12 protein-coding genes are annotated in these 13924 nt (G+C 45.0%); 7 read left to right on the top strand and 5 right to left on the bottom strand.

Going from position 1 to position 13924, the window contains the following annotated elements:
* Positions 1 to 239: 239 nt before the first annotated feature.
* Complete coding sequence (locus A3860_RS05970) at positions 240 to 956, bottom strand: NUDIX hydrolase (protein ID WP_081145641.1); 717 nt, start codon at positions 954 to 956, stop codon at positions 240 to 242.
* Positions 957 to 1431: 475 nt separating this feature from the next.
* On the opposite strand from A3860_RS05970, the gene ligA reads away from it, so the two are divergent.
* The 3 genes from ligA (at position 1432) to A3860_RS05955 (ending at position 4985) form a co-directional block, all read left to right on the top strand.
* The gene (gene ligA / locus A3860_RS05965; protein ID WP_245843483.1) at positions 1432 to 3480 is read left to right on the top strand and encodes an NAD-dependent DNA ligase LigA; all 2049 of its coding nucleotides are present in this window, start codon (positions 1432 to 1434) and stop codon (positions 3478 to 3480) included.
* Positions 3481 to 3548: 68 nt separating this feature from the next.
* Positions 3549 to 4112 (top strand): NUMOD4 domain-containing protein, encoded by a 564-nt coding sequence (locus A3860_RS05960; RefSeq protein WP_081145639.1) that lies wholly within the window; start codon positions 3549 to 3551, stop codon positions 4110 to 4112.
* Between the two features lie 198 nt (positions 4113 to 4310).
* Positions 4311 to 4985 (top strand): DUF2461 domain-containing protein, encoded by a 675-nt coding sequence (locus A3860_RS05955; protein WP_081145638.1) that lies wholly within the window; start codon positions 4311 to 4313, stop codon positions 4983 to 4985.
* Between the two features lie 85 nt (positions 4986 to 5070).
* Here the strand turns inward: A3860_RS05955 and A3860_RS05950 are convergent, their stop codons facing one another.
* Positions 5071 to 6081, bottom strand: a complete 1011-nt coding sequence (locus A3860_RS05950; protein ID WP_081145637.1) for an aspartate-semialdehyde dehydrogenase — start codon at positions 6079 to 6081, stop codon at positions 5071 to 5073.
* Positions 6082 to 6490: 409 nt separating this feature from the next.
* Between A3860_RS05950 and A3860_RS05940 the strand changes: the two genes are divergently transcribed.
* Entirely contained in the window at positions 6491 to 8212 is a 1722-nt protein-coding gene (locus A3860_RS05940) for a lamin tail domain-containing protein (protein ID WP_081145635.1), read from the top strand.
* A 69-nt stretch (positions 8213 to 8281) separates the two neighbouring features.
* Here the strand turns inward: A3860_RS05940 and A3860_RS05935 are convergent, their stop codons facing one another.
* On the bottom strand, positions 8282 to 9205 hold the full coding sequence (locus A3860_RS05935; protein ID WP_081145634.1) for a PfkB family carbohydrate kinase: 924 nt from the start codon (positions 9203 to 9205) through the stop codon (positions 8282 to 8284).
* Between the two features lie 442 nt (positions 9206 to 9647).
* Between A3860_RS05935 and A3860_RS05930 the strand changes: the two genes are divergently transcribed.
* Both A3860_RS05930 and paaE read left to right on the top strand, forming a co-directional pair.
* The gene (locus A3860_RS05930) at positions 9648 to 10247 is read left to right on the top strand and encodes a TetR/AcrR family transcriptional regulator (RefSeq protein WP_081145633.1); all 600 of its coding nucleotides are present in this window, start codon (positions 9648 to 9650) and stop codon (positions 10245 to 10247) included.
* Positions 10248 to 10268: 21 nt separating this feature from the next.
* Positions 10269 to 11357, top strand: a complete 1089-nt coding sequence (paaE, locus tag A3860_RS05925) for a 1,2-phenylacetyl-CoA epoxidase subunit PaaE (RefSeq protein ID WP_081145632.1) — start codon at positions 10269 to 10271, stop codon at positions 11355 to 11357.
* Positions 11358 to 11363: 6 nt separating this feature from the next.
* Here paaE and A3860_RS05920 read toward each other — a convergent pair whose 3' ends face one another.
* Positions 11364 to 12047, bottom strand: coding sequence for a hypothetical protein (locus A3860_RS05920; RefSeq protein WP_081145631.1), 684 nt, complete (start codon positions 12045 to 12047; stop codon positions 11364 to 11366).
* 136 nt (positions 12048 to 12183) lie between these two features.
* On the opposite strand from A3860_RS05920, the gene A3860_RS05915 reads away from it, so the two are divergent.
* Complete coding sequence (locus A3860_RS05915) at positions 12184 to 13230, top strand: nucleoid-associated protein (RefSeq protein WP_081145630.1); 1047 nt, start codon at positions 12184 to 12186, stop codon at positions 13228 to 13230.
* Positions 13231 to 13311: 81 nt separating this feature from the next.
* Here the strand turns inward: A3860_RS05915 and A3860_RS05910 are convergent, their stop codons facing one another.
* Positions 13312 to 13737 (bottom strand): hypothetical protein, encoded by a 426-nt coding sequence (locus A3860_RS05910; protein ID WP_081145629.1) that lies wholly within the window; start codon positions 13735 to 13737, stop codon positions 13312 to 13314.
* Positions 13738 to 13924: the final 187 nt, after the last annotated feature.

The raw sequence follows: 13924 nt of genomic DNA, 5'->3' as shown, positions 1-13924 counted from the left end.
ATTATATACAATTTCTATAACTCTAAAAAAAATAAATAAGTCGATTTAGCCGATCTTACCTAAAACTTACATGCTACGATTTATTGCCTTATCCAAGTGGTTATGAGCCAGTTAACATGGTTACTCAGATGTAGCAACCATGCACCGGACGGGTGAGATTAGTGCCTTTTCTAATTACTAGACACTACTTACATTAAAAAATGCTGCTTTATATCTTGCTTTTAAATTAAAAACGAATATTATACGGGCATCGGGGTCTTGGTTTTACCGTTAGAGAACCGGGAAGCATTGAACCGGTACAATTTTCCGGGCCGGTGCGGAACATCCTGTTCCAGCTCATTCATATCTTCAAGCCAGTTCATGAGGAAGAACTTCTTCCTGAAATTGCGGCGGTCCATTTTAACGCCGAGGATGGCTTCATACAGATTTTGTAACTCACGGAGCGAGAACTTTTCGGGCAACAGATTGAATACGATGGGGTGCTCTTCAATCTTCGATTGCAGCCGTTGCAGGCAGGTATCGAGGATGGTCTTATGATCAAAAGCCAGTGTATTGATCTCATTCACCGGGTGCCAGTGCAGCTCATTGTCACTCAACATAGGCTGGTGGTCTTTAATATTGATCAGCGAATAATAAGCGGTGCTGATAACCCTGCCGGCGGGGTGCCGGTTTACCTCACCAAAAGTATATACCTGTTCAAGGTATACATCATCGAGCCCCGTACGATCTTTCAATACGCGGTATGAGGCGGTGTCGAGGTTTTCATCGGGACGTACCAGGTCGCCCAGTAACGACCACTGGTTATTGAATTCTTCCAGGTCAGATTTAATGAGTAATACTTTCAGTTCGTTTTTGTCGAAACCAAAAATTACACAGTCAACCGAAATGGCGATCTGAAAGAACTCACGGTCTTCAGAACGTAATTGATAAATGGTTCTTTGTAATGCTGTTCCCATGGCTATTAGCAGATTGTCAGGGTTAAGAAATACTTGGTTAAATGAATGTACATCACCGGCAAACTGGCAAACCTAATACAGGCAGCCCTTTCCGGTTTTGAATTTGACGCTAAAGATATAGGGATTGTTTCACAACTGAACGCACCTGTACTTTTTCCCTTCACTTGTTGACAATGGACATGTTTCAAATACCATACCCCTTTTCTTAACCCTTCACACAACCGTAACTTATTAACTGTGAATAAGTTTTATACCAGTTTTTCGAACCACCCCATCGTGTTTTTTTGCCCAAAACAGGCTGTTTTGCCGCTTTTCGGCCGCTCACTTATTGATAATCGTCAATTCCGGGCATAGCCTAAACGGTTCCTCCCTGCACTTAAAACAGGGCATTGAATTAACTTCGCTTAAAACAGAATTATAAATTATGTATTCGCCCGACCAAACAAAGTCGTTACAAAAGGTAACTACCGGCTTAATGGATAAGAACTCTCAAGGTCACATAACCGATAAAGATATTGAGCAGCTACGGGATGTGCTTCGCTTTCACGAACACCGGTATTATATTTTGAATGATCCGCTTATTGCCGACTTTGAATACGACCAACTCTATAAAGCGCTTGAAAAACTGGAGAAGGAAAATCCTGCCCTGCGCACGCCCGATTCGCCTACGCAGCGGGTGGCCAAAGAGCTTACTTCCTCATTTCCCACCGTATCGCACCTGGTACCCATGCTATCGCTCGATAACTCGTATAATGCCGATGACCTTATCGACTTCGACCGCCGGGCAAGAGAACTGGCAAAAGTGGAAGAGCTGGAATATTGCATTGAGCCCAAGTTCGACGGGGCCAGCATTTCCCTTATATACGAAAACGACCTGCTTACACGCGGCGCTACCCGCGGCAATGGCGTACAGGGTGATGATATCACTGTCAATATAAAACAGATCAGGTCTATCCCATTATCGGCCGCTATTTCAAAATATGGCCTTGAACAGCTCGAGATCAGGGGCGAAGTATTAATGAGCAAACAGAACTTCAAAAAATACAACGATCAGCTGGCCGAGCAAAATCTGCCCCCCCTGGCCAACCCCCGTAATGCAGCCGCCGGCACTTTGCGCATCAAAGACCCAAAGGAGGTGAGTAAGCGAAACCTCGAAGCTTTCCTGTACCAGGTAAGCCATTATACCCAGTTACCCAACAAGGAACTGCATGATGAGCTGAATAGCCACAGCGGTTGCCTGCAAATGTTATGGGAACTCGGCTTTCGCAGCCCTATAAAGGAAAAGAAGGTATTGAAAGGAATTGATGCGGTTATTGCCTATTGCCATGAATTTGAAAAGCAGCGCGACGACCTGCCTTATGAGATCGACGGTATGGTAATCAAGATCAATGATATTCACCAGCAGGAACAACTGGGCATGACCACCCATCACCCCCGCTGGGCCATTGCTTATAAGTTCAAGGCCCGTCAGGCTACCAGCAAGTTAAAGGCCGTGGAGTTCCAGGTTGGCCGTACGGGTTCGGTTACCCCTGTGGCCAAGATAGATCCTGTGCCTATTGGCGGGGTTACAGTAGGTTCTGTATCATTGTTTAATGAAGAAGTGATCAAAGAAAAAGACCTCATGATCGGCGATACCGTACTGGTTGAACGGGCAGGCGATGTGATCCCCTATATCGTTAAATCCCTGCCCGAACTTCGTAACGGAACAGAAAAGAAAATTGATTTCCCCACCCATTGCCCGGTATGTGGCGATAAGCTCGAGAAGCCGGAGGAAGAAGCTGTATGGCGTTGCAGCAACATCAATTGCGAAGCCCAGGTCGTAGAACGCATCATTCACTTCACCCAAAAGGATGCCATGGACATCAGGGGACTGGGTGAAGCCAACATTCGTAAGTTCTATACGTTAGGTTTTTTGAAAGATATACCAGGCATATACCAATTGCCTTTTGATAAAATAGGGACGTTAGAAGGGTTTGGCAAGAAAAGCATCACCAACCTGCAAACCGCCATCGAAGCGTCAAAAGCGCAGCCTATACACCGGCTCATATATGCCCTGGGCATCAGGTATGTGGGTGAAACCACCGCAAAAACGCTTGCCCATGCTGTTAAGCATTTGTTAGATTTAAAGGGTTATACGATCGAAGACCTGCAAAACCTCGAAGATATAGGCCCCAAGGTGGCTGGCAGTGTACATCAGTTTTTCCAAAATTTGGACAATATTGAAACCCTGCAAAAGCTCTCAGCGCTGGGCCTGAGGCTGAAAAACGACAAAAAAGACCTGGTAACGGGAGGCAACCTGAGCGGTCAAACGTTTTTATTTACGGGCACCTTGCCCACGCTCAAGCGTAGTGACGCCGAGGCCATGGTAGAATCTAACGGTGGCAAGCTATTAAGCAGTGTAAGCGCCAATTTAAACTATCTGGTAGCGGGAGAAGAGGCCGGCAGCAAGCTGGAAAAGGCCAAAAAGATAACCTCAATCAAGATTATAACCGAAGCCGAATTCCTGTCCCTTATACATCATTGATATGATTCTTATCAATTGTTTGAATTTCACATTTGTTTTTTTGTAACTTTAGCCAAAAGGAAAAGGCGATGATAAAAAAACTCCCCAATGAGGTGTGGAAACCACTGCAGTTTCCAGGCTGGAAACACCTCCGTAAAAAGTATGCGTTATCTTCAATGGGACGCATAGCCAGCTACACAGAAGACGTTGTTGAAGACGGTAAATTGCTTCAGGGTTCCCTAACTACCGGTTACAGAACTTTGAATCTGCATCGTCCAGGCAACAACGGTACTCTGTACATTCACCGTGAGATTGCCCGTTTATTTCTCAAAAAGCCCTCACTGAAGAACAAGTATGTGATTCACATCAATCACAACAAGCTTGACAATGCGGTGAAGAACCTGAAATGGGCAACCCTTGAGGAAATGATCGAACATCAGCAACACAGCCCGGCCAAGATTGCGTACAAAAAAGTACAGGCAAACAGAACCGAAGGTCTGAAGCTGAACGCGAAACAGGTTCAAGGCATTAAAAAGATCCTAAACGACAAGAACCGGAAGATCACCATCAAAAAATTAGCGGAAAAATTTGGCGTCTCCGAGATGACCATGTACCGCATTAAGAGTGGTGAAAACTGGGGCAGGATAAAATAATGCCCGGTAATTGATGCAGACATAAGTGGTGTGATCGCATAAGGCTAGCTTTCACACCACTTATTTTTTTGCCCCATCCTCTCCATTAAGGGCTATTGAAGGGTGAATTACCCGCCACATTTGAAATTATTGCCCGAAATTGCGCTTCCGGAAATTCATTGCTCCCGGCTTAACCGGGCCCGGATAAAAACATTCGCTATGTTGCAACCCTCCACATTAAAATTCCTTAAGGACCTTTCCAAGAACAATAACAAGCCCTGGTTCGATGCACATCGTAAACAATACGAGGATGCCAAAAAAGATTTTGAGTCGTTCATTCAGTCTGTTATCGATAAATATGGGCTGAAAGATGATACCATACGCGACCAGGAAGCAAAAAAATGCGTTTTCCGTATCAACCGCGATATCCGGTTCTCAAAAGACAAAACGCCTTACAAGAACAATATGGGCGCCAGCATTAACCGCGGCGGCCGTAAATCGATCTTTGCAGGTTATTACTTTCATTGCGAGCCGGGACAAAGCTTTGTTGGGGGCGGCATCTGGATGCCCATGCCTCCGGAAATGAAAAAAGTGCGGCAGGAAATTGATTATTGCTTTGATGAGTTCAAAAAGATCGTTCAGTCGAAGAAGTTCACCACCGTTTACGGCGACCTGTATAAAGAAGAAGACATTAGCCTGAGCCGGGTACCGGCAGGCTTCGATAAAGACCACCCCGCGGCCGATTATTTAAAACTGAAAAGCTGGATCGCCATGCAGTCGTTGAAAGATGCCGACCTCACGGCCAAAGACCTCGTTAAAAAAACAATTACCGCTTTTGAGACCCTGCAGCCCATGGTACAGTTCATAAACCGGGCGCTTGACAATGTTGAATAAAGTACATTAAATGATGAATGTCGAAGTAAAACACCCCGACATTCATCATTATTCAATACCTGCCCAATGACAGGCAGGTTCAATATTATTTCAGCAGGCCTTTACCCATCAGGTATTCTGCGATCTGAACCGCATTGGTAGCAGCACCTTTACGCAGGTTGTCGCTTACGATCCACATGTTGAGGGTATTGGGTTGCGTTTCGTCACGACGCAATCTTCCTACAAACACTTCATCTTTTTCATGCGCGTCCATAGGCATGGGATATTGCTGGCTGGCAGGATCATCGACCAATACAACCCCAGGGGCCGATTGCAACAGTTGTTTTACTTCATTCAATTGATAATCCTTGTTGAACTCTACGTTCACGCTTTCACTGTGACCGCCCATAACCGGGATACGAACCGTGGTAGCGGTTACCCTGATGGCATCATCACCCATGATCTTTTTGGTTTCGTTCACCATTTTCATTTCCTCTTTCGTATAACCGTTGTCGAGGAAAACATCGATCTGGGGAATAACGTTCAGGTCAATGGGGTATTTATACGCCATGGGATATTCGCCGTTCGCATTTTGTACGGCTTTCTGGCGTTCGCCCATCAGCTGGTCAACCGCTTTTTTACCAGTACCGGTAACGCTTTGATAGGTAGAAACTACAATACGGGTAATGTTATATTTTTTATGCAAAGGCTCTAAAGCCACCACCATTTGAATAGTAGAACAGTTGGGGTTGGCAATGATCTTATCGTCCTTGCCCAGTACATGCGCGTTCACTTCAGGCACCACTAATTTTTTGGTAGGGTCCATACGCCAGGCCGAAGAGTTGTCAATAACCGTAATGCCTGCTTCTGCAAATTTAGGGGCCCATTCGAGGGAAGTGCTTCCACCAGCTGAAAACAGTGCCACAGCAGGTTTTGCGGCAATAGCATCGGTCATGCTAACCACTTTGAATTTCTTTCCTTTGAATTCCACTTCTTTACCTACTGATCTTTCTGAGGCTACTGGCAGTAATTCTGTAACCGGGAAATTCCTTTCGGCTAATACCTGTAACATTTTGGTACCCACTAAACCGGTGGCACCTACAACCGCAACTTTCATGTTTTGCTCCTTTTGTTTTGTTTTTTTGGTTGAACGCCCCTTTTCAGGCAGGGCGTTAAATTAAAAAAGCCTTCCCGTTTTGTGGGAAGGCCTCTGAATATGTTGATATACAAAGTAGTCCTCAACCTTCCCCGTGTATGGAGCCTGTCTTGGTAACCTTTGTATACTTCTTTATGTTTTGCATATCGAGGGTCAAAATTAATCTGCAAATGCTTTATATGCAAATTTAATTTTTCAGGCGCTTTTTGCGGCCCCGCTCTGCATGCCATGCACAGGGCACTTAACTTTTATCAATTAATAAGCACCTAAAGCGATAAGACTTCAATATTGCTGTAATTAGTAATAAGTTTGCGCAACTTATAGCATGGCTCTGTTTCGGTAGTAATTACCTAATTTAAAAATTACTACGATGCTGCCATCTATTCGCCTGCCATTACTGGCTTGCTGCCTGTTCTTTATTACAGGTGCCATAGCCCAAACCGCTAACCGCTTCGACGTGGTCATTGATGAACTGTTACCCGATCCCTTGCCACCGGTTCAGCTACCCAATACAGAATTTATTGAACTGAAAAATGTTTCTACAACGGCCTTTAATATCCGTAACTGGAAACTCAGCGATGGCAGCACTACCGCTACTATTTCGGCCAGCTTCGTATTAAAACCCGACAGCTTTGTTATTATTTGTTCAACCACCGCCGTAGCTGCATTTGCCCCATTTGGCAATACCATTGGCGTCAGCAATTTCCCTTCACTGAATAATGATGCCGATGTTATATCCCTTTATTCTGCCGAAGGCAGGTTGATACATTCGGTTGGCTATAACAACAGCTGGTACCAGAATGCCGTTAAAAGCGACGGCGGCTGGTCGCTCGAAATGATCGACACCAAAAATCCCTGTATGGGTATAAGCAACTGGAAAGCCAGTACGGCTGCCATCGGCGGTTCGCCCGGGAAGAAAAACTCCGTTGATGCTATCAACAAAGATGATCAATCACCGGCGCTGATCAGAAGCGCTACAACAGACAGCCTTACCATTTCGGCCCTGTTCAATGAGCCGCTTGACAGCGTTTCTGCCGTATCCACTGCCAACTACACTTTCAATAACGGAATAGCGCACCCTTTGGCGGCATCTGTTGTTATGCCCTCCTGTACTGAAGTAATACTGAAACTACCCACACCATTGAATCGCCAAGCCGTGTATGAGTTAACGGTGAATAATGTAAAGGACTGTGCCGGCAATGCCATTAACCAGTTAAACACCACCAAAGCCGGTGTGCCGGTTATGGCCGATAGCCTGGCCGTTGTTATCAATGAGATCCTGTTCAATCCCCAACCCGATGGCTTCGATTACATTGAAATTTATAACCGCAGCAATCGCATCATAGACCTGAAACAATTGTACCTGGCAAGCCGTAATGCTACTGCTCAGTTAACAGCCGTTACACCCATCAGTACTGTTTCCTGGCTATTGTTTCCGGGCGAATACCGGGTGCTTACTGAGAATAAATTGTGGTTGCAACAACAATACCTTATAAAAGATCCCTCTTTAATTATTGAATTGCCGGCCCTTCCTTCCATGCCCGATGATAAAGGCATAGTGGTGCTATTGAACCTGCAGGGCAATATTATTGATGAATTGCATTATGATCATAACTGGCATTTCGCCCTCATCAGCGATGAAGAAGGCGTGGCGTTGGAACGCCTTAATTATAACCAGCCCACCACCGACAGGTTAAACTGGTCATCGGCCGCTTCAACAGTTGGCTTCGGCACTCCTGGATATCCCAATTCCCAGTTAACGGCCGACGGCGGTTTACAAGGTGCGGTGGGTATTAGTCCGGCCATTTTTTCACCCGATAACGATGGGTTCAATGATTTTGCCACCATCGGTTATCAATTGCCCGAACCGGGTTATGTAGCCAACATCCGCATTTTTGACGCTAATGGTCATATGGTGCGCCAACTGGTACGCAATGCAACCCTGGCCATGACTGGGAAGTTCAACTGGGATGGGCTCGACGATAAACTCAGGCAATTACCTATGGGTATTTATATAGTATTAACCGAAGTCTTTACGCTGCAGGGCAAAACCAGAAAGTTCAAACAGGTGGTAACACTGGCGAGAAAATAAAAGCACAAACCCTGCCGGCGGCTGGTGCGGGCAGGGCTTGTTTATAATTTAAGAACCGGTATTTGTCCTTCAAACCAACTCAATATCAAAGTTCACCAGGTCAACGAACTGTTGAATACGGTTATCAATATCGGCGCGGGTAATTTCTTTCAGGCGTTGGGGACCAAACTTCTCCACGCAGAAGGAAGCCATAGCCGATCCTACAATGATGGCGGTTTTCATATTGTCGAATGAAATGTCTTTTGTGCGGGCGATGTGGCCAATAAAACCACCGGCAAAGGTATCTCCGGCGCCTGTGGGGTCAAATACATCTTCCAATGGTAAGGCCGGGGCAAAGAACACCTGGTCACCATGGAATAAAAGGGCGCCATGTTCCCCTTTTTTAATGATCAGGTACCTGGGGCCCATTTTCATAATTTCCTTCGCAGCCTTTACCAGGGAGAACTGGGCACTTAACTGGCGGGCTTCGCTGTCGTTCAGCATCAGCACATCAACCATTTTCAACACCTCTTCCAGCTCGGGCATGGTGCTTTCCATCCAGAAGTTCATGGTGTCCATTACGATGAGCTTAGGACGGGTCTTCATTTGCTTGATAACACTGATCTGGATCTTCGGATCGAGATTGCCCAGCATCAGGAACTCGGCACTTTGATAGGCTTCGGGCACCACCGGGTTAAAATCAAGCAATACATTCAGATCGGTCACCAGCGTATCACGGCTGTTCATATCCAGGTGATACCGGCCGCTCCAGAAGAAAGACTTCTTGTCTGGCACTACTTTCACGCCTTCCAGTTCTACACCTCTTCCTTCCAACTCCTGCATTTCATCTTTCGGAAAATCGAACCCGACAATAGATATCTGCTGAATAGGCTGAATAAAATTACTGGCCGCATAGGCTACATAAGTGGCAGATCCGCCTATAATACGGTCGATTTTGGCAAAAGGCGTTTCAATAGCATCAAAGGCCATGGTGCCCACAACGATCAAAGACATAAGCAAATTTTTAACCCTTTCGGTTCAGCCCCTAACAGGCGAACCCGGGCGACTAATTAATTATTAATGAAGTAATCAGTTGAAAGCCACTGCAAATCCGGCTTCCGCAGAAACGGATTGAGGCGGCGTGCAAACCTACGCGAAATTTCTTATGTGCTGAAACAACCAGCCGGTTTTGGCAGACAATTTATTAACTTGCCGGCATCTTATTAATTTCGATTGCTGGCTTTTAGCCCTGGAACTTTCGACCCAACAAACTACATTGACTACCCGCATGCCGTATATACGGCTGCCATGATTATGACTTTTATTAAGAAGTACTGCCCACTTAGTGTTATTGCCAATTAATCGTTAGTAAGTTAATTTTAAATTTTTACCTATAATTACTGTAAAATCAGCTAACAAATGTTAGCATTTTCATTATCTTTGACCCCCCATTCATATGGCTAAAATTAAAAGAAACAGGAACGGTACCAGGAAAGACGTAATCATCGCCAAAGCAGCCAAGCTGTTCCGCGAAAAAGGTTTCAGCGCCACCTCCATGCGCGATTTGGCCGAACATGTAGGTGTTGAGGCTGCCAGTTTGTACAACCACATTAGTTCAAAAGCCGAGATCCTGCAGGAGATCTGTTTTAAAACAGCTAACAATTTCATGTCGCAGATTGAGGAAGTGGATGCCACTCCCAATAAAACTGCCATTGAAAAAATTCAGGCCATCCTTCGTTTCCATATAAAGCAAATGCTGGAGAATTATGAAGAAGTATATGTAAGTGACCGGGAGTGGAAACACCTCACTGATCCTTACTTATCGAACATGCAAACCCAGCGCCGGGCTTACCGTCAACGCATTGCTTCCATCATTGAAGATGGTATCCGCAAAGGAGAGATCAAGCCAATTGATGCCCCCACCGCCGTGCTCATTATGTTGCATGCCGTTAGTGGCATTGAATCATGGCATCGAAGCAAAAAGAAAATTGCCGGGGAAGTACTGGAAGATAATATGGTGCAGATACTGGTAGATGGCCTTCGTAAACAATCATAGTATTTCACTAAAATTTCGCCATTGGCTACGCATTTTCATCAACTGACGATTGCTGATATCAGAAAAGAAACCCCCGATTGTGTATCTATCGCATTTGAGGTGCCTGATGAGCTCAAAACCGCTTACCAGTTCAAACACGGGCAAAACCTTACGTTACGCACCGTGCTCAATAACGAGGAGGTACGCCGTTCCTATTCTATCTGCAGCTGTCCTACCGATAATGAACTGCGCGTAGCTATTAAAAAAGCGCCTTACGGCAGGTTCTCTGTATGGGCCAATAATATGTTGAAAAAAGGCGATGTGGTGGAAGTGCTTCCGCCCACCGGAACTTTCTTTACAGAGCTTAACCCCGCGCATAATAAAAAGTACCTGGCCTTTGCAGCCGGCAGCGGTATTACGCCGGTGATCTCTATCATTAAAACCACGCTGTTAACCGAACCCGGTAGCTCCTTCACCCTGGTATACGGCAACCAGAACAGGAACAGCATTATTTTCAGGGAACAGCTTGAGGCATTAAAGAATAAATTCATGAACCGGCTGGCCATCCATTTTCTGCTAAGCCGTGAACAAACCGATGCCGTTATTTATTCGGGAAGAATTGACAAAGAAAAAATAAGCCTGCTGGCCGAAAAGCTCATCGATGTGCCTGGTATGGATGATATTTTCATTTGCGGCCCCGAGCAAATGATCTTTACCGTTAAGGATTGGCTGCAGGAGCAGGGGATCGAAAAAAAGAGGGTTCATTTTGAACTGTTCACCACCCCGGGCGAAAAAGCGGAAGTCAGAAGCAGGAAGCCGGAAACCGGAAAAGAAGAGGCCAACACTGAAAAAAGCAGGATCACGGTTAAGCTCGATGGCATTGCTTTTGACTTTGAGCTTCCCTACAATGGCGAAACCATACTGGAAGCTGCCCTGCAGCAAGGCGCCGATCTGCCCTTCTCCTGTAAAGGCGGCGTTTGCAGCACCTGTAAAGCCAAATTACTGGAAGGCAGGGTAGATATGGATACCAACTATGCCCTGGAACAGGAAGAAGTGGATGCCGGTTATATTCTTACGTGCCAAAGCCACCCGCGCAGTGAAAAGATTGTGATTGATTTTGATGTGAAATAAGTTTTATTAGAAAAGATAGAATGAGAGCTGCCTGCCGGTTTCATCGTCATAGTAACCTGCCGGGCGGTCATTCACGCTATTCTTCTTGAACACCCGCCAGGCTTTATAAAATTTGGCGGTATAGTATTTATCTGCTAATTGTTTATAAAATCCAAATTCAGCAATGAAACAAGTATCGCTATAATCAATGCGCTGAGCGTTGCTGTCGGTAGGAAAATACTTTTCCAGGTCATGTCTGAACAGCCTTCTTACCCGTGCTAACGACATCCTGGGAATAGTATCCAGATTCGATACGTTCACCCAGTTGTAACCTATAGTGTGCCAACCTACAGAGTTAAAGGTGTCATTATAAAATTGGAAAATCTGATCTCCATTAAAAACGCGCCGGTCGCGATCAAACTGCTCTACCCATATCAACTTTCTGTCAACGATTGTATATGGAGGACCGATTGCAACCGAGTCGCGCTTATACTGGTAATACCGGAACTTACTATTATCTATTCGATTGGCTGAAAACAGCTTATCAACGGTGGGCACATCGGCGCTGTTAATGGTATGGTCTTTTGTCTTAATAAACATCTGATCAATACACCCATAATCTTCCCCTGCCGGGATGCCATCATCATGGTCTTTTTTGCAGGACGCTATCACTAACAACGTGGCTATCAACAAGGATAGAAGGTATTTCATTTGGTCCTTTATTTAAAGACAAGCGGTCATACCTATTCGTTGCAAATTAAAAATTATCAACATAAGGAACGGGCCGGGGAAAATTGTAGCGTTCCGTAGCGTCCTAACCTTATCTTCGCGGCCTCAAAAAAAGGTTATGACCGGCATTGACAGCGTACAGTTGCAACAGGTTATTGTGCATAAAGTAGGTAATCCATCCCGCGGGGAAGACTTAAAGCTTTCCGTTAACCCGCTTACCCTCAATGATGATATAGTAAGGGCTCTCCTTACCAAATATTTCCTGGGCCCCTTTAACGAGAATGAATTATACCATTTTACCCATCTCAGTGATTTGGATATGAATGAGGTATACGCTTTTGTGCGCAAGATCTTCGAAGACCGCGACAGCTTTACCCAGCAGTCTGCATTACTGGCTCAATTCCTGTACAGCAAATCGACCCATGTAAAAGTAAAAGAAGGGGAGTTTTATGTGGTGTTGTTTGAAGATGTGCCGTTTGAAGGTGATTTTATCAGGGCGGTCGGTCTGTTCAAGTCGGAAACCAAAGAAACCTTCCTGAAGGTATTTCAACATGGCCAAAGCTGGGAAGTTATACATGAAGAGGGCGTGAACATTAATAAGCTCGATAAAGGCTGTCTTATCTTCCACACCAATACCAATGAAGGCTTTAAAGCCTGTGTGGTAGATGCCACCAATAAACAAAACGATGCCCAATACTGGGTCACCGACTTTCTGCAGGTTACGCCCTATTCCGACAGCTACCACCATACCGATAAATACCTGAGCCTTTGCAAGAGCTTTATCACTAATGAGTACGCAGAGAAATTCGATGTATCGAAAAGCGACCAGATCGATATGCTGAACCGCTCTATGGAATACTTCAAAACCAAGGAGAATTTCAGTATTGAAGAATTCACCAATGAGGTTATTCATCACCAGGAAGTGGTTGATACTTTCATGGACTATAAAAAGAATTTTGAATCCTCACGCAACTTCGAAATACAGGATGAATTCGCCATACACGTATCGGCAGTAAAGCAACAACAGCGTGCATTTAAAACCGTATTAAAGCTCGACAAGAACTTCCATGTATACATTCATGGCCGCCGTGACCTTATAGAGAAAGGCGTTGATGAAATGAGTGGTAAGAAATATTACAAGTTGTACTTCGATGAGGAAAGTTAGTAAGTTCATTAGTTCGTAAGTTATTGAGTTGTTTAAACCCGTGGGGCCGAAACCAAACTCAACAACTTAATAACTGAATAACTACTTTAATACTTTAGTGAACCGCTCAACCTCGAGGATCTCAGCCGGCGTAAGCGTTTCGTTATTGTCGTATTTCGCTTTTAAGAAAAGCACCCGTTTGTGCTGTGGATATTTGGCAAGTATAGCTTCCATCATTTGCCCAATACGCTCGTCTTTCTCATACATCGGTTTGGGTGGTGGCGGCGCCGATTTATACCGGGTAGGCCGTTTCAGGATCACTGCTTCGAGCGTAGCCAGTTTATTGGCCGGAATAGAATTTACCTTCAGTGACTTATTATATAATCCTTCCAATTGTTTTTTGCTCAATCCACCACGCTCCTGATACTGACGATACAGGCTTTGCACAAACGTAGAATGCGGCTGCGCTTCCAGCAGCGCCTCCAGCACATCCATGATAACATCAACATCAACTTTTTTTCTTTGCATATAAATTGGCTTACCTGATCAGCTTTTCGCTTTCCACAAAATTAGGGCACTGCATGAATCGTCCATCTGGCCAAACAAAATAATATCATCAGATGAAATAATTGTTAGATGGCGCTCGACTGCAGGTTTTTGCGGCTATAAAGTCCCGAAATATCGCAAACTTTTGCAACATAGGCCGTAAATTCGG

Source organism: Niastella vici (assembly GCF_002077945.1).
GTDB lineage: Bacteria > Bacteroidota > Bacteroidia > Chitinophagales > Chitinophagaceae > Niastella > Niastella vici.
The sequence above is the reverse complement of the archived record's forward strand: the minus strand, read 5'-3'. Positions and strand labels throughout refer to the sequence as shown.